Here is a 19,169-nt window from a genome sequence, read left to right as displayed (position 1 = left end):
ATGGCAAGATCACTCAAAAAAGGTCCTTTCGTAGATGATCATGTAATGAAAAAAGTTATTGCCGCAAAAAATGCAAACGATAACAAACCAATCAAGACTTGGTCAAGACGTAGCACGATTGTACCTGAAATGATTGGACTAACATTTAACGTTCATAATGGCAAGAGCTTTATACCTGTATATGTTACAGAAAATCATATAGGCTATAAACTTGGCGAATTTGCTCCAACACGCACATTTAAGGGTCACAAAGGCTCAGTGCAAAAGAAAATCGGCAAGTAAGGGGAGATGATATGAGTAGAGCAATTATAAAATTCGTAAGACTTTCTCCTACAAAAGCAAGACTTATAGCAAGAGAAGTTCAAGGTATGAATGCCGAGCTAGCGCTTGCAAGCTTGCAATTTATGCCAAATCGTGGTGCTAAATTTATAGCAAACGCTATTAGCTCAGCAGTAGCAAATGGCGGATTTGAGCCAGAAGAAGTTGTAGTAACTAGTTGCCGCGTTGACGCTGGTCCTGTATTAAAGAGATTTAGACCAAGAGCAAGAGGAACAGCGAGCAAAATTCGCAAACCTACTTCTCATGTAATGGTAGAAGTATCTAAACCTGAAAAGAAGGAAGCATAATATGGGACAAAAAGTAAATCCAATAGGTCTTAGACTAGGAATTAACCGCAACTGGGAATCTAGATGGTTTCCAACCAAACAAAGTCTTCCTGAAAATATCGGTGAAGATTACAAAATTCGTGCATTTTTAAAGAAAAAACTTTACTATGCAGGAATTAGCCAAATTTTAATCGAAAGAACGGCTAAAAAACTTCGTGTAACCGTAGTTGCAGCTCGTCCTGGTATCATCATCGGCAAAAAAGGCCAAGATGTTGAAAACCTAAAGAACGAAGTTAGCAAACTTATCGGCAAAGAAGTAAATGTAAATATCAAAGAAGAAAGAAAAGCTCAAGCTTCAGCTCAACTTGCTGCTGAAAACGTAGCTATGCAACTTGAAAAGCGTGTCGCATTTAGACGTGCTATGAAAAAAGTTATCCAAGGTGCTCAAAAATCAGGCGCCAAGGGCATCAAAATTTCAGTTGCTGGTCGTTTAGGTGGCGCTGAGATGGCAAGAACCGAGTGGTATCTAGAAGGTCGCGTTCCGCTTCATACTCTTAGAGCAAAGATAGATTACGGTGTAGCTGAGGCTCATACAACTTATGGAAACATAGGTATTAAAGTATGGATTTTTAAAGGTGAGGTTCTTCAAAAAGGTGTTCAACCTGAGAAAACTGAAGAAGAAGCACCTAAGAAAACACGTAGAGCAAGAAGAGGTAAATAATTATGTTGATGCCTAAAAGAACGAAATTTCGTAAGCAAATGAAAGGTCGCAACCGTGGTTATGCGACTCGCGGAGCATCTTTAGCAACTGGCGAATTTGCGCTTAAAGCTGTTGAGGCTGGTAGAGTAAATTCACGCCAAATAGAAGCTGCTCGTCAAGCTCTAACTCGTCACGTAAAGAGACAGGCTAAAATTTGGATTAGGGTTTTCCCTGACAAGCCACTTACTAAAAAACCTCTACAAACTCGTATGGGTAAAGGTAAGGCAGGAGTTGAAGAGTGGGTTATGAACATCAAACCTGGTCGTATAATATTTGAAATGGCTGGTGTTGACGAAGAGTTGGCTCGTGAAGCTTTAACTTTGGCTCTACACAAACTTCCTTTCAAATCAAAATTTGTAACGCGAGAGAGTGAAAATGAAATATACTGAGTTAAAAGATAAGAGCGTTGCAGAATTAAACGCGTTGCTAAAAGAGAAAAAGGTGCTTTTATTTACATTGAGACAAAAGCTAAAAACTATGCAGTTAAGCAACCCTAATGAGATTAGTGCTGTTCGCAAAGAGATAGCTCAGATCAACACTGCAATTAGTGCAACAAGACAAGGGGCGTAAAATGGCATTAAAAAGAGAAATTCAAGGTGTTGTTTTACAAAAAGCTGGAGATAAGACAGCTACTATTTTGGTAGAAAGACGCGTTATGCACCCAAGATACCATAAATTTGTAAAACGCTTTAAAAAGTATTTAGTTCATGATGAGAAAAATGAGACAAGAGCAGGCGATACAGTTGTTGCAGTTGAGTGCAGACCACTTTCAGCTCGCAAGAATTTTCGCTTAAAAGCTGTATTGGCAAAGGGAGTTGAGTAATGATTCAAAGTTTTACAAGACTTGCAGTTGCTGATAACAGCGGCGCAAAAGAGTTAATGTGTATAAAAGTTCTTGGCGGCAGCAAAAGAAGATACGCTACACTTGGCGATATCATAGTTTGCTCTGTTAAAAAAGCTCTTCCAAATGGTAAGATCAAAAAAGGACAGGTTGTAAAAGCTGTTGTTGTAAGAACTAAAAGAGAGGTTCAAAGAGATAATGGTTCGCTAATCCGCTTCGACGAGAACGCAGCTGTTATACTTGATAGCAAAAAAGAGCCAGTCGGCACTCGTATTTTTGGACCAGTTGGACGTGAAGTTAGATATGCTAACTTTATGAAGATTGTTTCGCTAGCTCCGGAGGTTTTATAATGGCTAATGTAAAATTTAAAGTCAAAAAAGGCGATACTGTAAAGATTATCGCTGGTGACGATAAAGGCAAAACTGGTAAAATTTTAGCAGTTCTTGCAAAAAAAGGTCAGGTTATAGTTGAGGGATGCAAAGTAGCTAAAAAAGCTATCAAACCAAGCGAAAAAACTCCAAATGGTGGTCACGTAAATAAAGAGATGCCAATTGACATATCAAACGTCGCGAAAGTTGAAGGATAAGAGATATGAGTAGATTAAAAGATAAATTTAACGAAACTATCAAGCCAGCTCTCGTAAAAGAATTTGACATCAAAAATCCAATGCTTATCCCTGCGCTCGAGAAGATCGTGATCAGTGTAGGTGCTGGAGACTCTGCGAAAGATCAGAAAGTGCTTCAAAATATGGCTGATACCATTTCACTTATCGCTGGACAAAAAGCAGTTATCACTGATGCTAAAAAATCAGTTGCTGGCTTTAAAGTTCGCGAAGGTTTCCCTGTTGGTATCAAAGTAACTTTGAGAAAAGAGCAAATGTATGCTTTCTTAGATAAGCTAATCAGTGTTGCTCTTCCAAGAGTTAAAGACTTCCGTGGTCTTCCAAAAAATGGCTTTGATGGACGTGGAAACTATAACTTCGGTCTTAGCGAGCAGCTAATGTTTCCAGAGGTTGAGTATGATAAAATTTTACGAACTCATGGTATGAATATTACGATTGCTACTACGGCTAAAAACGATAAAGAGGCATTCAAATTGCTAGAGCTATTTGGTGTGCCGTTTGCAAAAGGAAAGTAAAATGGCAAAGAAATCAATGATAGCAAAAGCTGCACGCAAGCCAAAATTTGCGGTTCGCGGCTATACTAGATGCCAAATTTGCGGTCGTCCGCACTCTGTTTATAAAGATTTTGGAATTTGCCGTGTTTGCCTAAGAAAAATGGCTAACGAAGGCCTAATACCTGGTCTTAAAAAAGCAAGTTGGTAAGGAAGAGAAATGTTGAACGATTTAATATCAGATGGATTAACACGCATTAGAAATGCAAGTATGAGAAGACTTGAGACTGCGAAATTGCTTCATTCTAAGGTTGTTGAGGCTACTCTTTCTATCCTTGCAGCAAAAGGCTATGTAGAGAGCTACAACGTTATCGAAGAAGGTAACAAGAAATTTATAAACGTAGTTTTAAAGTATGATGAGTACGGCAGAAGCGTTATAAACGAGCTTAAAAGGGTTTCAAAACCTGGTCGCCGCGTTTATCAAGGTAAAGACGACATTAAGCGTTTTAAAAATGGTTACGGAACAGTTATCGTTAGTACAAGCAAAGGCGTTATGAGCGGTATTGAAGCGAGTAAAGCTGGCGTTGGCGGCGAGGTTCTTTGCACCGTTTGGTAATAAACTGCGTTAAAAACGCTATTTTGACCTTATAACTTAAGGTTAAAATTTCTTTTTAGCTAGGTGAAATTTTATATTTCGCCAAAGCTAAATTTAGAAATTCAAATGAAGGTTTCGTCAAATTTGACGATCAAATTTACGGCATTGTGGTGTTTATTCGTAAATGTAGGAACACCCTAGACAAGTAAAGGAAAAAAATGTCACGTATTGGAAAACAGCCTATCGCTATCCCAAGTGGTGTAGACGTTAGCGTTGAAAATAATGTCCTAAAATTTAAAAAGGGCAATCACTTAAAAGAGCTTGACACAAAAGGTCACGTTGATGTCAAGATAGAAAATGGTCATATAGTTTTTGCTCCAAAGGGCGAAGATCGCCAAAGCAGAGCTTACTGGGGAACATATAGAGCACTTGCTAACAACATCGTAACTGGCATCACTCATGGCTTTACTCGCCAGCTTGAGATCAACGGCGTTGGTTACAAAGCAGCTGCAAAAGGTAAAATTTTAGAGCTTTCTCTTGGTTTTTCACACCTTATCAACTATGAGCTACCAGCAGGCGTTGAAGCTAGCGTTGATAAAAACGTTATTACTATCAAAGGTGACGACAAACAAGTAGTAGGTCAAGTGGCTGCTCAAGTTAGAGGATTTAGACCACCTGAGCCATATAAAGGCAAGGGCGTTAAATATCTAGAAGAACGTATCATCCGCAAAGCGGGCAAGACATCTAAGAAGTAAGGAGCGGTAAATGACAGCAAAAGTACTAAAAAGAAAAATCGCTCTTAGAATTAAGAGAAAAAGAAGAATCAGAGGTAAAATTTCTGGTGTTGCAACTTGCCCAAGAGTTTCTATTTTCAAATCAAACAGAACTCTTTATGTTCAAGCGATTGACGACGTTACAGCTACTACACTAGCTGCAGTTGATGGTAGAAAAATAGGCATAAAAGCAAATAAAGAAGGTGCAGTCACTTTAGCTAAAGAATTTGCTAAGGCTTTGAAAGCTAAGAAGATAGATGTTGCAATTTTTGATAGAAATGGTTATTTATACCATGGCGTTATCGCAGCATTTGCTGAAGCTTTAAGAGAAAATGGCATCAAGCTATAACCCAAAGGAAAATCGATGGAAAAATATAATAGAGAAGAATTTGAAGAAGTAATCGTCGATATCGGTCGGGTTACAAAGGTTGTTAAAGGTGGTCGTAGATTTAGATTTACAGCTTTAGTTGTTGTTGGTAATAGAAATGGCCTAGTTGGCTTTGGATATGGCAAAGCTAAAGAGGTACCAGATGCGATGAGAAAAGCGATTGATGACGCATTTAAAAATATTATCCACGTTAAGATCAAGGGCACAACTATCCCTCATGATGTAGAGGTAAAATACAACGCAAGTAGAATGCTACTTCGCCCAGCTAGCGAAGGTACCGGTGTTATCGCTGGTGGTAGTGCGCGTCCTATTATCGAGCTTGCAGGTATTAAGGATATCCTTACTAAATCACTTGGCTCAAACAACTCAGCAAACGTCGTTCGTGCTACTATAAAAGCACTTAGTTTGCTAAAAAGCTAAGAGAAAGGAGTTAAGATGGCATTAGAAAAATTAACACCTGCTGCAGGTTCAACTCATGCAACTAAAAGAATAGGTCGTGGTCAAGGCAGTGGCAATGGCAAAACTGCTGGCAAAGGTAATAAAGGTCAAAGAGCAAGAAAAGGTTACAATGAAAAAAGAGGCTTTGAGGGCGGACAACAACCACTTCAAAGACGTCTTCCAAAGGTGGGCTTCGCTTCTAAATTTGAAAAACCTTATGTTATCAATGTTGAAAAGATCGCAGCTATAAAAGAGCTTGCGGAAATTTCAATAGCAACAATAGCTAGCGTTCATAAAATTTCAAAGAGCGTTACTAAGATAAAACTAATCGGTGCAAGTGCAAAAGCTCTTGCTTCAAAGATCAAAGACGAGAACGTTAGCGTTAGCGGAACAAAATAATGGATAAAACACTGACCAACAAGATTTTAATCACGTTGGCATTTTTGTTCGCATACAGGATACTGGCTTATGTGCCAGTTCCTGGTGTTAATGTCGACGTAATTAAAGAATTTTTCAATTCAAACAATAGCAACGCCTTGGGTCTATTTAATATGTTTAGTGGTAAAGCCGCTGAGCGTTTAAGTATCATATCTCTAGGCATTATGCCTTACATCACAGCTTCGATCATCATGGAGCTTCTAGCAGCGACATTTCCAAAGTTAGGTCAGATGAAAAAAGAGCGCGACGGTATGCAAAAATATATGCAAATCATACGTTATGCGACTATCGTTATCACTCTTGTACAATCAATCGGCGTCTCTATCGGACTTCAAAGCTTAAGCGGTCGTGGTGGCGAGCAAGCTATCATGATAGATATGAATTTATTTATCGCGATCTCTGCTGTATCTATGCTAACTGGCACCATGCTACTTATGTGGATAGGTGAACAGATCACGCAGCGCGGTATAGGCAATGGTATAAGTCTTATCATCTTTGCGGGCATCGTCTCTGGCATACCTAGTGCGATCGGTGGAACTGTAAATTTGGTAAATACTTCTGAGATGAATTTCCTAACAGTCATCGCTATTTTGGTGATCATTTTAGCGACCATTGGTGCTATTATCTTTGTCGAGATGGGCGAAAGACGTATCCCTATTTCTTACTCAAGAAAAGTGATAATGGAAAATCAAAACAAACGTATAATGAACTATATACCGATCAAAGTAAATTTAAGTGGCGTTATCCCACCGATATTTGCTAGTGCGATTTTGATGTTTCCAAGCACTATTTTGCAGGCTAGCACAAATCCAGTAATCCAAGCTATCAACGACTTTTTAAGTCCAAATGGCTATATGTTTAACGTTTTGACATTTTTATTTATCATCTTCTTTGCGTTTTTCTATGCATCAATCGTGTTTAACACAAAAGATATAAGTGAAAATTTGAAAAAACAAGGCGGATTTATCCCAGGTGTTAGACCAGGCGAGAGTACAGCTAGCTATCTAAACGAAGTAGCTGGCAGGCTAACTTTAGGTGGTGCTTTGTACTTGGGTATCATTTCAACATTACCTTGGGTACTTGTAAAGACTATGGGCGTACCATTTTATTTTGGCGGTACATCAGTTCTTATCGTGGTTTCAGTAGCACTTGATACGATGAGACGTATAGAAGCCCAGTCTTATACGAACAAATACCAAACTCTAAGTGCAGTAGGTCTATAAAATGGCTATCACGCTAAAAAGACCAGCTGAGATAGAGAAAATGAGAGCGGCGAATAAGATCGTCGCTCGAACACTTGATCATGTTTCTACGATCATAAAACCCGGAATTTCACTTCTTGAGATAGATAAAATTTGCGAAGATATGATAAGAGCTGCTGGAGCAAAACCTGCCTTTAAAGGGCTTTACGGCTTTCCAAATGCAGCTTGCATAAGCGTCAATGAAGTGGTGATCCACGGAATTCCAAACGAATACAAACTAAAAGAGGGCGATATCGTTAGTGTTGATATTGGCTCAAATTTAGATGGTTATTTTGGCGATTCGGCTAGGACTTTTGGGGTTGGTAAAATTTCAAAAGATGACGAGGATTTGATCGCTTGCTCAAAAGACGCGCTATATTTTGCGATTGATTTTATAAGAGCTGGTATGCATTTTAAAGAGATCAGCTATGAGCTTGAGAAATTTATACTAGGTAGAGGATATGTGCCTTTGCGTGGATATTGCGGTCATGGCATAGGCAAAAGGCCACACGAAGAGCCAGAAATTCCAAATTATATTGAAGGAAACAACCCAAAAGCTGGCCCAAAGATAAAAGAGGGAATGGTTTTTTGTATAGAGCCGATGATCTGCCAAAAAGATGGCACACCAGTTTTGGGAAGTGATAACTGGAAAGTAACCTCAAAAGATGGTTTGAGAACTAGCCATTATGAGCATTGTATGGCGATAGTTAATGGCAAAGCTGAAATTTTAAGTAAAGTGTGAAATTTAGAGAAAAAATTTAAAGAAAGGAGAATTTGTGGCAAAAGACGATGTCATTGAGATTGATGGAAATGTTGTTGAAGCACTGCCAAATGCAACTTTTAAAGTTGAGCTCGACAACAAACATATAATTTTATGTCATATCGCCGGAAAGATGAGAATGCATTATATAAAGATAATGCCTGGCGACCGCGTAAAAGTAGAACTTACGCCATATAGCCTAGACAAGGGCAGGATCACTTATAGATATAAGTAAATTTGATTTTGTGGCAAATATGCTAAGTAAATTTAAAGCTGGTTTTGGATAAAATCCAAGCTTTGCGAAAAGCTGTATGAAGAATTATTTTCAAAGTTCCCCACTTATTTTGAAAATAGTTGGTTTAAATTCTTTCTTTAAACCTGATGCAGCCCCTAAAAAAGTGGAATAAATTTTTAGGAGACTAAAATGAAAGTTCGTCCTTCTGTAAAGAAGATGTGTGACAAATGTAAAATTGTCAAACGTAGTGGCATAATTCGTGTTATCTGCGAAAATCCAAAACATAAACAAAGACAAGGATAAGGCATGGCACGTATTGCAGGTGTAGATTTACCAAACAAAAAGAGAATTGAGTATGGTTTGACTTATATCTATGGTATAGGTCTTTATAAATCTCGTCAAATTCTTGACGCAGCTGGAATTTCTTACGACAAGAGAGTTTATGAGCTTAGCGAAGACGAAGCAGCAGCTATCCGTAAAGAAATTCAAGAGCACCACGTCGTTGAGGGTGATTTGAGAAAACAAGTTGCTATGGATATCAAAGCTCTTATGGATCTTGGAAGTTACAGAGGTCTTCGCCACAGAAAGGGTCTTCCTGTTCGTGGTCAAAAGACTAAAACTAATGCTAGAACCAGAAAAGGCAGACGTAAGACTGTCGGTGCGGCTACTAAGTAAGGCAAGGGTTAAAGGATAATAAATGGCGAAAAGAAAAATTGTTAAGAAAAAAGTAGTTAGAAAAAGCATAGCCAAAGGTATCGTTTATATCAGTGCAACATTTAACAACACTATGGTAACTGTAACTGATGAAATGGGAAATGCTATTGCATGGAGTAGTGCAGGTGGCTTAGGCTTTAAGGGTAGTAAAAAATCAACTCCTTATGCAGCTCAACAAGCTGTAGAAGATGCTTTAAACAAAGCAAAAGAACACGGCATTAAAGAAGTTGGTATCAAGGTTCAAGGTCCAGGTAGCGGACGTGAAACGGCTGTTAAGAGTGTAGGTGGTGTTGAAGGTATAAAAGTAACTTTCTTCAAAGATATCACACCTTTACCACACAATGGTTGCAGACCGCCAAAACGCCGCCGCGTATAATTAGAGAAAATTAGGAGAAATTATTATGGCTAGATATACAGGACCTGTTGAAAAATTAGAAAGACGTCTTGGTGTGTCTCTTGCGTTAAAAGGCGAAAGAAGACTTGCTGGTAAAAGTGCTTTAGAAAAAAGACCTTATGCACCAGGACAACACGGACAAAGAAGAGCAAAGATAAGCGAATACGGCTTACAACTTCGCGAGAAGCAAAAAGCTAAATTTATGTATGGTGTTTCAGAGAAACAATTTAGAAGATTGTTCCAAGAAGCAGCACGCCGCGAGGGCAACACAGGTGCTCTTTTAGTTCAACTACTAGAGCAGAGATTAGACAATGTTGTTTACAGAATGGGCTTTGCAACGACTCGTCGTTTTGCTCGCCAGCTTGTAACTCACGGACATATTTTAGTAAATGGCAAGAGAGTAGATATCCCATCTTACAGAGTGGAGCCAGGCTCTAAAGTAGAAGTTGCTGAGAAATCTAAAAACAATCCACAAATCATTCGCGCGATCGACCTTACAGCTCAAACTGGCATCGTTGCTTGGGTAGATGTGGAAAAAGAGAAAAAATTTGGAATTTTCACTAGAAATCCAGAAAGAGAAGAGGTTATCATTCCTGTTGAGGAAAGATTTATAGTAGAGCTTTACTCAAAATAATAGAGGGTATAAAGATGAGAAAGATTACTACATCAGCTTATATGCCAACTGAAATAGAAGTTAAAAGTGTTAGCGAAAATGTAGCTAACATTACAGCATATCCTTTTGAAGTAGGTTATGCTGTGACTTTGGCTCACCCGCTTCGCCGTCTTCTTTACACAAGCACAGTAGGCTTTGCCCCTATTGGTGTAAAGATAAAAGGCGTTAGCCACGAATTCGATAGTATGCGTGGCATGCTTGAAGACGTAGCGTTTTTTATTATAAATTTGAAGAAGATCAGATTTAAATTAAAAAGTAGCAGTGAACGCGAAGTTATAGAGTATAGCTTTAAAGGACCAAAAGAGATAACTGGAGCTGATCTAAATAACGACCTAGTTGAGATCGTTAATCCAGACGCATATCTTGCTACCATCAACGAAGATGCTGAGTTAAATTTCTCAGTTATCATCCAAAAAGGTATCGGATATGTTCCTAGTGAAGAGATCAGAGAAGAGATCGAAGACGAGTACATCGCACTAGACGCTTTCTTTACACCTGTTAAAAAAGCAGTTTATGAGATACAAAACGTCTTGGTTGAAGATGACCCAGACTACGAGAAGATCGTATTTACGATAACAACAGATGGTCAAGTTGGTCCAGTAGAAGCTTTTAAAAATTGTTTAGAAGCTATGTATCAACAAATGTCAGTATTTAAAGGAATTTTAGATATTGACGTTAGTGCCCCAGTTGCTAGTTCAAGCGCAAGCGGCGAGTTTTCAAAGCTACTTTCTAGTGTAGAAGATCTAAATTTAAGCGCTAGAAGTTTTAACTGCCTTGACAAAGCCGATATAAGATTTATCGGCGAGCTTGCGTTGATGGACGAAAATGAGCTTAAAGAGCTTAAAAATTTAGGTAAAAAATCTCTTGAAGAGATAAAAGCGGTTATGGAAGAGATAGGCTATCCAGTTGGTGTCGATGTGTTAAAAGATAGCAAAGAGCAACTCAGAAAGAAAATAACCGAGCTAAAATCACAAATGAGTGCAAAAGAATAAAAGGACAATAGATGAGACATAAACACGGATATCGCAAACTTGGTAGAACGTCATCTCATAGATCTGCATTGCTTAAGAATTTAGCGATAGCTATCATCAAAAGCGAAAAGATAGAGACAACTTTACCAAAAGCAAAAGAGCTTAGAAGCTATGTTGAAAAGCTTATCACAAGAGCTAGAAAGGGCGACTCTAACGCTCATAGAGCAGTATTTGCTTCATTGCAAGACAAAGAGACTACAAATAAGCTAGTTACTGAAGTAGCTCCAAAATTTAAAGAGCGCAACGGTGGCTATACAAGAATCATCAAAACTCGCGTTCGCAGAGGCGACGCAGCTGAGATGGCTTATATAGAGCTAGTAGCTGAATAATCCCCAGAGAGCCTATCTGGCTCTCTTTTCTTTCTAAATTTTTCTTTTTATGTTTATTTTTTAAAAATTTTGTTTTAAATTTATCCATTTTAGTATGTGGCAAATTTACAAGTCGGAGCATTATAAATTTTATTTCGTGGCTTTTAGATGAGCTGATGCTATAGGTTAAAATAGTTGGTATAAGTAAATTTATAGCGGTTTTAAAGCACAAAAACAAACGGACGCTCTTTAATTTATGCCAAAGCCTTCAAAATTAGGTTTTAAAGTTCTAGCCCAAACTTATCTATTAAATTTCAAAGCTAGCGCCATAAATTTCTAAATTTAGAGCTAGTAGTTTTTAAATTTTACTTCGTTGATTTTTTGTGATATTTGCTTTAGGCGTGTTATTTCTATTTTGAGTGTTTCTGGATAAAATTTATAAGCTAATTTACGAAGTTTTAGGATTAAGGGCTTATATATTTAAAATGCAAAACAAAAAGCAGGGCAAATTATCTATACGAACTATCTCAAATTTAAATTATTCAAAAAAGAAATTTCAAATTTACAATTCACGAAGTTGCAAAATTCTAAATTTTGATAGACTGTAAAAAGGGCTTGGCTAATGTGGCTAGGGTGGCCAAGAAGATGACATAAATTTGATCCGAAATAGCCTATGGTATGACAAAATATACGAGTTGTATATGATAAATCCAAAACCAAATATATAGACTAGATATAATAAAGCTAAACCAGATACAATAAAAACCGATATATGCAAATTTCTACAAAGTAAATTCTAAATTCCGGCCTTCTCAAATGTCTAAATTTATCCAGTCTCAAGTCAGCCTAAATTTACAAGTCAAACTCTACAAATTTCTAAATTTTACTCTGGAAAAGACGATATTTGTTTTAACTATCTTACAAAGGATTTGAGATGATAGGTGGCGTAAACGGAGCTAATGTAAATTTATATAGCGGCTTTCAAAACATTAGGGAGCAAAGTGCTAGCCATATCAAGCCTAGTGCGGACGAAAATTCTTTAAATTTATCATCTCAAAAATTAGCCAAAAACACCAATCAGATAAATTTAGGTCGCACGAGCGAGAGTAAATTTAACAAAGATGATGAGCCACTAAAATTTGCTAAAGACAACTCGCTCACAGGCATGGCCGCTAATGGCAAGATAAGCATCTGGGGCAAGCTCATGGGATACGACAAGCAAATGAGTCAAGATGAGATAAACGAGCTTAAAAGCTTTGTTAGTCAGACCGAGGCGCTTGGTTTTGGAAGGCTTTACGAATCGATCATCGGATACTATCCAACAAACGTCGATCTCTTCGCAAAAGAGTACACGTCAAAAGATGATAGCGGCACCTTGCTCGGACTTGGCCGCAAAAGCCACGTGGAGGGCTTTGAGATACTGGATAAGGACATGAGCGTCGAGGAGTTTAAGGACAAGTGGCTGGACTATGCGCTGAGACAATATCTTGGCGAGAGGGTCGGCGTTGAGAGTATTACGATAGGCAAGAAGGCTATCTCAATGCTAACTAGCACGAACAAGCCACCGATAGAATATGAGACAATGCAAAGTATAAATTTTACTGACGATGAGAGCAGGCAGAGATTTTTAACGCTGATGAAGGCTGGCATGAAGAGCGGGGCAAAATTTAAAGAGGTGATAGAGGGCGTGCTGTCGCTTTATAATGTGCAAAATACCGACAAACTTGACGGCAATAAGGTCTATGCATCAGTGATCGGCCGAAGCGAGAAGCTAGCAACCTACGATATCAATAAAGATGAGAAATTTGCCTATCTTAAGGAGCTAATGCGGCTTGAAAAAAACGGCATAGATATACTAAAGCTGATGGAGAAAAGCCAGAAAAAGCGAAATTTAGACGTAAAAGTCTAGCCGTTTTATAAATTTAACCTTCAAAGCCATCTTTTTACTTTCAAGTGATACAATTTTGATTTTAATTATTACATTTTGCTTTTAAATTTGACGGGAGCTCTTATGAAAAAAGTGGTTTGGTTAAATCCTGTTGTAAAAAACATCTACGACTTTGCAGCACTTAAAGAAATTTTGCAAAACAAAGGTTTTAGCGTAGTAGAGTGCGAAAAAGACCACGTTAAAAGCGTAAAAAACGCATACAAAAACGCTCTTGCGCAAAGTGAGCTTATTTACGATAGCCGCTGTCCGAGGGCTGTAAATTTCATCAGGGCAAATTTCAAAGAGCAGGCCAATCTCATCTCAAATTTAAACCCCATTTTAATAGAAAGTGCCATCGAACTAAGCTCGAAGCTAAAAGAGGACGAGTGGCTTTACGTGACGACGCCTTGCGAGGAGTTAGCCCAGCTAGGTAGAGAGCTAAATTTAGCGCGAACCACATTTTTGACATGGAAAAGCTTTAGGGAGCAAAACGCTATAAATTTAAAGATGCGCAACATCGAACAAAGTCCGGTACCGCCAGGCTTTTTCACAAATTTGGGCGTAAAAACACTAAGTCTTAGCAGCAAAGAGAAGATAGAAAACGCCCTTTCGTATAAATTTAGCGAGCTTAAAAACTACCAGATCATCGAGCTTTTATACTGCGAAAACGGCTGTCACAACGGAGATGGGCTGTGAAAGAAATTTTTAAAAAGAGCATTTTGATCCTAGCGATCTTTGCCATCTGGCAGGTCGTTTGCGAGCTAGAAATTTTCACACCGTATATCTTGCCAAGTCCGCTAGCTACGCTAAAGACGATGTATAGCATGAGCCTAAGCGGCGAGCTTGCTACGCATACGATTATCAGCTTCAAGCGCATATTTGCAGGATATGCTCTCTCGTTTGCCCTAGCGCTCGTGCTGGGCGGTGTAGCGGCACTTTTGCCAAAGATCAGCGTTTATTACGAGTGGATACTGGAGTTTTTTAGAAACATCCCGCCGCTTAGTTTGATCGCCATTTTGGTGCTTTGGTTTGGCATAAACGAGACGCCAAAGATCATCATTATCATCCTAGCTTCGTTTTTCCCGATGTTTCTAAGTATCCAAAAAGGGCTAACAAGCTGCGACGTGAAGCTCATCGAGGTTGGTAAAATTTTTGGCTTTAGTAAATTTGAAATTTTTTACAAGATCATCTTAAAAAGCGCGCTAAAAGATATCTTTGTTGGCATGCGAATAGGCTTTGGCTACGCCATGCGCGCGATCATCGGAGCTGAAATGATAGCGGCTTCAAGCGGGCTGGGCTACTTAATCCTTGACGCCGAGGAGCTCTCACGCGCAGATAGGATATTTGTGGGCATTTTTACGATCGGCATTTGTGGCGTGCTCATAGATAGGCTCTTTTTGCTTTTGATAACGAAATTTAGCCTTTTGCGAGGTGAAAAATGATAGAAATTTCAAATTTATCCAAGCATTTTTTTATAGGCGAAAGGCGTATCGACGTTTTAAGAGAGCTAAATTTAAGCATAAAAAAAGATAAGATCACCGTCATACTTGGTAGAAGCGGTTGTGGCAAAACGACGCTTTTACGCCTTATCGCTGGTCTTGAGAGCGTAAGTCAGGGGGAGATAAAATTTAAAGAGCAAGCAAAGATCGGCTTCGTCTTTCAAGAGCCCCGTCTCATGCCGTTTTTAAACGTCTATGAAAACATTGTATTTGCGCTTAAAAAGCATGAAATAGAGGCTGAAAAGATAGGTAGCCTGATATCGATGATAGGGCTTAGTGACTTTAAATTTGCCGCAGTTTCGCAGCTCTCTGGTGGCATGAGCTCGCGCGTTTCGCTTGCTAGAGTACTTGCGTATGAGGCAAATTTGATCCTAATGGACGAGCCGTTTGCCGCGCTTGACGCCTTTACTAGAGCTAGCATGCAGGCTGAAATTTTAAAGATACAAGCTGGCAAAACCATCCTTTTTGTCACTCACAACATCGACGAGGCGCTATTTTTGGCTGATGAGATCATCTTGCTTGAAAAGGGCGGGATAAAGTCAAACTACGAGCTATCAAATTTAGCAAGGCCAAGAGATCTGCTAAGCGAGGAGCTAATAACGGTAAAACGCAAAATTTTGAGTGAAATTTAGGCAAATAAAATGATAATTAAAACCAAAATGAAGCAAAAGATTATATAATCTTGAAAATTTTTAAAAGGAGTAAGTATGAGAAAGTTTTTTAAGGTTTTGTGTGCGGCCTCTTTGCTTTGCCTAGTCGCAAACGCAAGCGAAGGCTTAGATAAGATCGGCATGACCTACGTCAAATCGCCGCTAAACGTCCCATCTATCGTCGATAAATTTAAAGGCTTTTACGCGAAGTCTTTTGGCGTGCCAGTCGAGTACTCCGAGATCACCTCGGGTGCTAAACAAACGCAAGCGCTCGCTTCAAATTCGCTCCAGTTTCTAAACTGCGTGGGCGGCACTTCGGTCATACTTGCAGCGGCAAATAAGGCTGACATAAAGATCATAAGCGCCTATTCAAGGGCACCAGAGGCCTTTGTTATATTTTCTAAAGATAAAAACATCAAGTCGCCAAAAGATCTAAAAGGCAAAAAAGTAGCAGGCCCAAAAGGCACTATCTTAAACGAGCTTTTGGTTAGATACCTGGCTCTTGGCGGACTTAGTATAAACGACGTAGAGTTCATCTCTATGGGCATACCAGCTGCGCAAGCTGCAGTCGAAAACGGCAGCGTCGATGCAGCGCTTCTTGCAGGACCAGCGGCCTACAACGCTCAAAAATCAGGCCTAAATGTAGTGACAACTGGCAAAGGCGTCATCACTCCAGTTATCGTCACGGCAACAAGCGGAGAGTTTTATAAAAAGCACAAAGATGTAGTTGAGAAATTTAAAAAGGCTCAGGACGAAATTTTGGCCTACATCAAGGCAAACGAGGATGAGGCGCTTAAATTTACAGCCGAAGAGACTGGGCTTAGCATAGAGGCGGTAAAGAGCATGTATCCTCAATATGACTTTAGCTCAAAGATCACGGCTGATGATATAAAAGCGCTTGAAGCTACGCAAGAATTTATGCTTGAGAGCAAGATGATAGAGCATAAAATCGATATAAAATCACTTCTACTAAACTAAATTTAAAGGGCAAATTTGCCCTTTTTCTCCACAAAAAACCACCAAAATTTAAAGCCAAAACGCCCACAGCAAAAGCCTAGAAAACGTTTGTTTGCACTTTATCTGCTATAATAGCTAAAAAATTTAAGGAAAAAATATGATCCCATTTAGTGATGAAGAGCTTTTAAAACCAGTGACTGCGAGTTTGCAAAAGGTGCTACCGATGCTTGAAAATGACGGCGGCGGCATGGAGCTACTTGGCATAAAAAACGGCAAAATTTACGTAAGACTCACAGGACATTGTCACGGATGCGCAGCTAGCACAACCACGCTAAAATACGGCATCGAAAGGCAGCTTCGCATAGACATTCATCCAGAGCTAGAGGTCATAAATGTCCCAATAGGCGAGGAATTTGACATTGATAGATTATAAAAAAATAGGCATAAAATATTTCAAACGCTCTAAATTTAAAGATGCGATCTTTTACTTTTCGCTAGCATACGAAAAGACGCAGGAGAAAAATTTACTATTTTTGATACAAATTTGCTCTCTTGGCGAGGAAAATGCCGAAGAGGCAAAGCTCTTGTTTGACTACTACATGGCGAAAGTAAGAGCCGGCGAAGACGACGAGGGCGTGGAGGAAATTTTAAAAATTTTAGAGTCCAGAGACGAGGAGAGCGAGTACTTTGAAGAGCAAGACGCGATCAGCTACGAGGACTTTAAAAGGGCTGTTTATAAGGATGGCAGCTTTAAAAAGGTCTTTGAAAACATCATGTTCTCAACCAAGGTGATGATCTCAAACAAAGACGATTTTTTGGAATTTTTAGGAAATTTGATAAAAAATGACTTCATCGATATGAGCATGAACTACCTTGAGAGTGCGGCGGTGATGTTTGGCGGCGACGAGCGTATAGATCAGCTTTTTAAAGAGATACAAAAAAGACAAAACGATGAAAATATCAGTAGAAAATAGCTTCATAACAGATGACTCAAACGAGTGCGAGCAGGGTGCATACTTTGTGCAAACTACTGCAAATGCGAAATTTGTAGAACACGCGGTAAAAAAGGGCGCTAAGATAATCACTCTTGAAGAGTGCAAAAAGCTTTTAAAAATAGACGAAAATTTAAAGATAGTTGGCATCACAGGCACCAATGGCAAGACCACAACGGCTGCGGCTATCTACGAGACCCTGCGAAATTTAGGCAAAAAATGTGGCCTAAGTGGCACCAGAGGGGCATTTATAGAGGGTGAGCAGATAGATGATAAGGCGCTTACGACAAGTGCCATTTTAAAGACGCTCTCATATCTCAAAGCAGCCAGCGAGCAGGGCTGTGAGTACTTCGTGATGGAGGTTAGCTCGCACGCGATCGCTCAAAAGCGTATAGAGAGCTTGAAATTTGCTCTAAAAATTTTTACAAATTTAACTCAAGACCATCTCGACTACCACAAGAGCATGGAGGAGTACGCGAGGGTAAAATCAAGCTTTTTTGACGATGAGAGCGTAAAACTCATAAACATTGACGACGGCGGAGTTAAATTTAACCCAAAAAACGCCTATACATACGCGATCAAAAAGCCAGCTAGCTTTGCGCCGATAGTTTATGGGCTAAAGGACGGCATAGACGCAGTTATCAAGACGCCAAATGGCGATGTGGAGATAGACTCAAGCCTTCAAGGCGAGTTTAATCTCTACAACCTAATCGCCGCTCTTGGTGCCGTTTGCCTGCTAGAGCGTCCAGACGCAGCCGCACTTTCAAAGGCGATAAGCAAATTTAAAGGCGTGAGCGGCAGGATGGAGGTCGTTAGCACCGATCCGCTAGTCATTGTGGATTTTGCCCATACGCCAGATGGCATAGAAAAGGTGCTAAACTCGCTTAGACATCTAAATTTGATCGCAGTTTTTGGTGCAGGCGGCGACAGAGATAGGACAAAGCGCCCTAAAATGGGAGCGATAGCCCAAAAATACGCAAGAATTTGCATCGTCACAAGCGACAATCCAAGAAGCGAAGAGCCAGAGAGCATAATCGATGAAATTTGCGCTGGCATGAGCCAAAATGAAAATTTGATACGAAACGCCAACCGCAAAGAGGCGATCGCACTAGCCATTAGCAAGCTAGAACCTGGCTGGGCGCTAGTCATACTTGGCAAAGGCGACGAGCCATATCAGGAGATAAAAGGCGTCAAGCACCCATTTAGCGACAAAGAAGTGGTGCTTGAAATTTTATGTAGATAACTTTTGAAAGGAAAAACGATGAAAATTTTAAATTTAGCCTTTACGGCTACTTGCGTTGCACTATTGCTAGGATGTGCCACTGCTCAAAAAGAGCCGCAAAAGCTACAATCTAGCGCAAACCAAAAGAGCTATCTGGTGAGCAACCTACCTCAAAATATAGAATATGACGGCCAAATTTATCACCAAAAATACCAAAATGAATTTACGGTGGAGTATTATTTGGAAGATGAGGGCGGCTATGGATGGAGTAAGCTAATCAGCGTTACCTATGCGCCAAGCATCAAAAACATAGATGATTTTATAACAGCGATAAAAAAAACCACAGATCCAAAAAAGGGCAAATTTAAGATAGAAAAGATAGGTAACGACAGCTCTTACCGTGAGGAAATTTACTATCCAGAGCCAAATAATCCAAAATTTAACAGCTACGAGATAACTCTAGACGTTGCCAAAACGAGCGAGTGCGGACTAGTTGGCGTATCTTTTGCTAGAAATTTCAAAACCCTTGACGAGCTAGAAAAGACGCTAAAGGCAGAGAAATTTAACGAGAAATTTTTAGCAAACAGACCAGTGATAGAGTGCAAATAAACTAAA

The 19,169-nt window shown here is 39.4% G+C and carries 33 protein-coding genes; all 33 read left to right on the top strand.

Annotation, left to right across the window (positions count from 1 at the left end; translation table 11 throughout):
- The 33 genes from rpsS (at position 1) to F3G76_RS07880 (ending at position 19,163) form a co-directional block, all read left to right on the top strand.
- Positions 1-282, top strand: coding sequence for a 30S ribosomal protein S19 (gene rpsS, locus F3G76_RS08040; protein WP_002941639.1), 282 nt, complete (start codon positions 1-3; stop codon positions 280-282).
- A gap of 11 nt (positions 283-293) precedes the next feature.
- Positions 294-626, top strand: coding sequence for a 50S ribosomal protein L22 (gene rplV / locus F3G76_RS08035; RefSeq protein WP_002941544.1), 333 nt, complete (start codon positions 294-296; stop codon positions 624-626).
- 1 nt (position 627) lies between these two features.
- A complete protein-coding gene (gene rpsC / locus F3G76_RS08030; protein WP_002941650.1) occupies positions 628-1,326 on the top strand; it encodes a 30S ribosomal protein S3 in 699 nt (232 codons plus the stop codon).
- A 2-nt stretch (positions 1,327-1,328) separates the two neighbouring features.
- On the top strand, positions 1,329-1,754 hold the full coding sequence (rplP, locus tag F3G76_RS08025; RefSeq protein WP_002941572.1) for a 50S ribosomal protein L16: 426 nt from the start codon (positions 1,329-1,331) through the stop codon (positions 1,752-1,754).
- The gene (gene rpmC / locus F3G76_RS08020; protein WP_002941625.1) at positions 1,741-1,935 is read left to right on the top strand and encodes a 50S ribosomal protein L29; all 195 of its coding nucleotides are present in this window, start codon (positions 1,741-1,743) and stop codon (positions 1,933-1,935) included. Before rplP ends, rpmC begins: the two co-directional genes overlap by 14 nt.
- A gap of 1 nt (position 1,936) precedes the next feature.
- Complete coding sequence (gene rpsQ, locus F3G76_RS08015) at positions 1,937-2,188, top strand: 30S ribosomal protein S17 (RefSeq protein ID WP_002941511.1); 252 nt, start codon at positions 1,937-1,939, stop codon at positions 2,186-2,188.
- On the top strand, positions 2,188-2,556 hold the full coding sequence (gene rplN / locus F3G76_RS08010; RefSeq protein ID WP_002941516.1) for a 50S ribosomal protein L14: 369 nt from the start codon (positions 2,188-2,190) through the stop codon (positions 2,554-2,556). Before rpsQ ends, rplN begins: the two co-directional genes overlap by 1 nt.
- Positions 2,556-2,792, top strand: coding sequence for a 50S ribosomal protein L24 (rplX, locus tag F3G76_RS08005; protein WP_009295260.1), 237 nt, complete (start codon positions 2,556-2,558; stop codon positions 2,790-2,792). Before rplN ends, rplX begins: the two co-directional genes overlap by 1 nt.
- A 5-nt stretch (positions 2,793-2,797) precedes the next feature.
- Positions 2,798-3,343, top strand: coding sequence for a 50S ribosomal protein L5 (gene rplE / locus F3G76_RS08000; RefSeq protein ID WP_002941643.1), 546 nt, complete (start codon positions 2,798-2,800; stop codon positions 3,341-3,343).
- A gap of 1 nt (position 3,344) precedes the next feature.
- Entirely contained in the window at positions 3,345-3,530 is a 186-nt protein-coding gene (locus tag F3G76_RS07995) for a type Z 30S ribosomal protein S14 (RefSeq protein WP_002941532.1), read from the top strand.
- A gap of 9 nt (positions 3,531-3,539) precedes the next feature.
- Positions 3,540-3,935: a 30S ribosomal protein S8 gene (gene rpsH / locus F3G76_RS07990; protein WP_009295261.1), complete on the top strand. Its 396-nt coding sequence runs from the start codon at positions 3,540-3,542 to the stop codon at positions 3,933-3,935.
- A gap of 197 nt (positions 3,936-4,132) precedes the next feature.
- The gene (rplF, locus tag F3G76_RS07985; protein ID WP_002941606.1) at positions 4,133-4,669 is read left to right on the top strand and encodes a 50S ribosomal protein L6; all 537 of its coding nucleotides are present in this window, start codon (positions 4,133-4,135) and stop codon (positions 4,667-4,669) included.
- Positions 4,670-4,679: 10 nt separating this feature from the next.
- Positions 4,680-5,036, top strand: a complete 357-nt coding sequence (rplR, locus tag F3G76_RS07980; protein ID WP_002941658.1) for a 50S ribosomal protein L18 — start codon at positions 4,680-4,682, stop codon at positions 5,034-5,036.
- Positions 5,037-5,051: 15 nt separating this feature from the next.
- Positions 5,052-5,495, top strand: coding sequence for a 30S ribosomal protein S5 (gene rpsE / locus F3G76_RS07975; protein ID WP_002941646.1), 444 nt, complete (start codon positions 5,052-5,054; stop codon positions 5,493-5,495).
- Positions 5,496-5,510: 15 nt separating this feature from the next.
- Complete coding sequence (gene rplO, locus F3G76_RS07970; protein WP_002941506.1) at positions 5,511-5,912, top strand: 50S ribosomal protein L15; 402 nt, start codon at positions 5,511-5,513, stop codon at positions 5,910-5,912.
- A complete protein-coding gene (gene secY, locus F3G76_RS07965) occupies positions 5,912-7,174 on the top strand; it encodes a preprotein translocase subunit SecY (RefSeq protein WP_009295263.1) in 1,263 nt (420 codons plus the stop codon). The genes rplO and secY overlap by 1 nt, the downstream gene beginning before the upstream one ends.
- Position 7,175: 1 nt before the next feature.
- Positions 7,176-7,934, top strand: a complete 759-nt coding sequence (gene map, locus F3G76_RS07960; protein ID WP_149706406.1) for a type I methionyl aminopeptidase — start codon at positions 7,176-7,178, stop codon at positions 7,932-7,934.
- A gap of 34 nt (positions 7,935-7,968) precedes the next feature.
- Positions 7,969-8,187: a translation initiation factor IF-1 gene (gene infA / locus F3G76_RS07955; protein ID WP_002848031.1), complete on the top strand. Its 219-nt coding sequence runs from the start codon at positions 7,969-7,971 to the stop codon at positions 8,185-8,187.
- A gap of 189 nt (positions 8,188-8,376) precedes the next feature.
- Positions 8,377-8,490 (top strand): 50S ribosomal protein L36, encoded by a 114-nt coding sequence (gene rpmJ / locus F3G76_RS07950; protein ID WP_002941545.1) that lies wholly within the window; start codon positions 8,377-8,379, stop codon positions 8,488-8,490.
- Between the two features lie 3 nt (positions 8,491-8,493).
- On the top strand, positions 8,494-8,862 hold the full coding sequence (rpsM, locus tag F3G76_RS07945) for a 30S ribosomal protein S13 (protein ID WP_012140556.1): 369 nt from the start codon (positions 8,494-8,496) through the stop codon (positions 8,860-8,862).
- A gap of 22 nt (positions 8,863-8,884) precedes the next feature.
- A complete protein-coding gene (gene rpsK, locus F3G76_RS07940; protein WP_002941551.1) occupies positions 8,885-9,277 on the top strand; it encodes a 30S ribosomal protein S11 in 393 nt (130 codons plus the stop codon).
- Positions 9,278-9,302: 25 nt separating this feature from the next.
- Positions 9,303-9,929 (top strand): 30S ribosomal protein S4, encoded by a 627-nt coding sequence (gene rpsD, locus F3G76_RS07935; protein ID WP_021084023.1) that lies wholly within the window; start codon positions 9,303-9,305, stop codon positions 9,927-9,929.
- Positions 9,930-9,943: 14 nt separating this feature from the next.
- Positions 9,944-10,960 carry a DNA-directed RNA polymerase subunit alpha gene (locus tag F3G76_RS07930; RefSeq protein WP_149706405.1) on the top strand — a complete coding sequence of 339 codons (1,017 nt, stop codon included), beginning with the start codon at positions 9,944-9,946 and terminating at the stop codon, positions 10,958-10,960.
- Between the two features lie 11 nt (positions 10,961-10,971).
- Positions 10,972-11,328 carry a 50S ribosomal protein L17 gene (gene rplQ / locus F3G76_RS07925; RefSeq protein WP_002941584.1) on the top strand — a complete coding sequence of 119 codons (357 nt, stop codon included), beginning with the start codon at positions 10,972-10,974 and terminating at the stop codon, positions 11,326-11,328.
- A 913-nt stretch (positions 11,329-12,241) separates the two neighbouring features.
- Complete coding sequence (locus F3G76_RS07920) at positions 12,242-13,216, top strand: Cj0814-related protein (RefSeq protein ID WP_021087226.1); 975 nt, start codon at positions 12,242-12,244, stop codon at positions 13,214-13,216.
- Positions 13,217-13,318: 102 nt separating this feature from the next.
- Positions 13,319-13,930 (top strand): hypothetical protein, encoded by a 612-nt coding sequence (locus F3G76_RS07915; protein ID WP_149706404.1) that lies wholly within the window; start codon positions 13,319-13,321, stop codon positions 13,928-13,930.
- Positions 13,927-14,676 carry an ABC transporter permease gene (locus F3G76_RS07910; protein ID WP_149706403.1) on the top strand — a complete coding sequence of 250 codons (750 nt, stop codon included), beginning with the start codon at positions 13,927-13,929 and terminating at the stop codon, positions 14,674-14,676. The genes F3G76_RS07915 and F3G76_RS07910 overlap by 4 nt, the downstream gene beginning before the upstream one ends.
- Positions 14,673-15,365, top strand: a complete 693-nt coding sequence (locus F3G76_RS07905) for an ABC transporter ATP-binding protein (RefSeq protein ID WP_149706402.1) — start codon at positions 14,673-14,675, stop codon at positions 15,363-15,365. The genes F3G76_RS07910 and F3G76_RS07905 overlap by 4 nt, the downstream gene beginning before the upstream one ends.
- Positions 15,366-15,440: 75 nt before the next feature.
- Complete coding sequence (locus F3G76_RS07900) at positions 15,441-16,361, top strand: ABC transporter substrate-binding protein (RefSeq protein WP_149706401.1); 921 nt, start codon at positions 15,441-15,443, stop codon at positions 16,359-16,361.
- Between the two features lie 136 nt (positions 16,362-16,497).
- On the top strand, positions 16,498-16,773 hold the full coding sequence (locus F3G76_RS07895; RefSeq protein WP_009295267.1) for a NifU family protein: 276 nt from the start codon (positions 16,498-16,500) through the stop codon (positions 16,771-16,773).
- Positions 16,760-17,314 (top strand): hypothetical protein, encoded by a 555-nt coding sequence (locus F3G76_RS07890; protein ID WP_009295268.1) that lies wholly within the window; start codon positions 16,760-16,762, stop codon positions 17,312-17,314. Before F3G76_RS07895 ends, F3G76_RS07890 begins: the two co-directional genes overlap by 14 nt.
- Positions 17,292-18,575, top strand: a complete 1,284-nt coding sequence (locus tag F3G76_RS07885; RefSeq protein WP_149706400.1) for a UDP-N-acetylmuramoyl-L-alanyl-D-glutamate--2,6-diaminopimelate ligase — start codon at positions 17,292-17,294, stop codon at positions 18,573-18,575. The genes F3G76_RS07890 and F3G76_RS07885 overlap by 23 nt, the downstream gene beginning before the upstream one ends.
- Positions 18,576-18,593: 18 nt before the next feature.
- Positions 18,594-19,163 carry an HI_0983 family protein gene (locus tag F3G76_RS07880; RefSeq protein WP_103646152.1) on the top strand — a complete coding sequence of 190 codons (570 nt, stop codon included), beginning with the start codon at positions 18,594-18,596 and terminating at the stop codon, positions 19,161-19,163.
- Positions 19,164-19,169: the final 6 nt, after the last annotated feature.

The sequence above is a fragment of the Campylobacter concisus genome, assembly GCF_902460575.1.
Taxonomy (GTDB): domain Bacteria; phylum Campylobacterota; class Campylobacteria; order Campylobacterales; family Campylobacteraceae; genus Campylobacter_A; species Campylobacter_A concisus_AW.
This window is presented reverse-complemented; position numbering and strand designations above follow the sequence as displayed.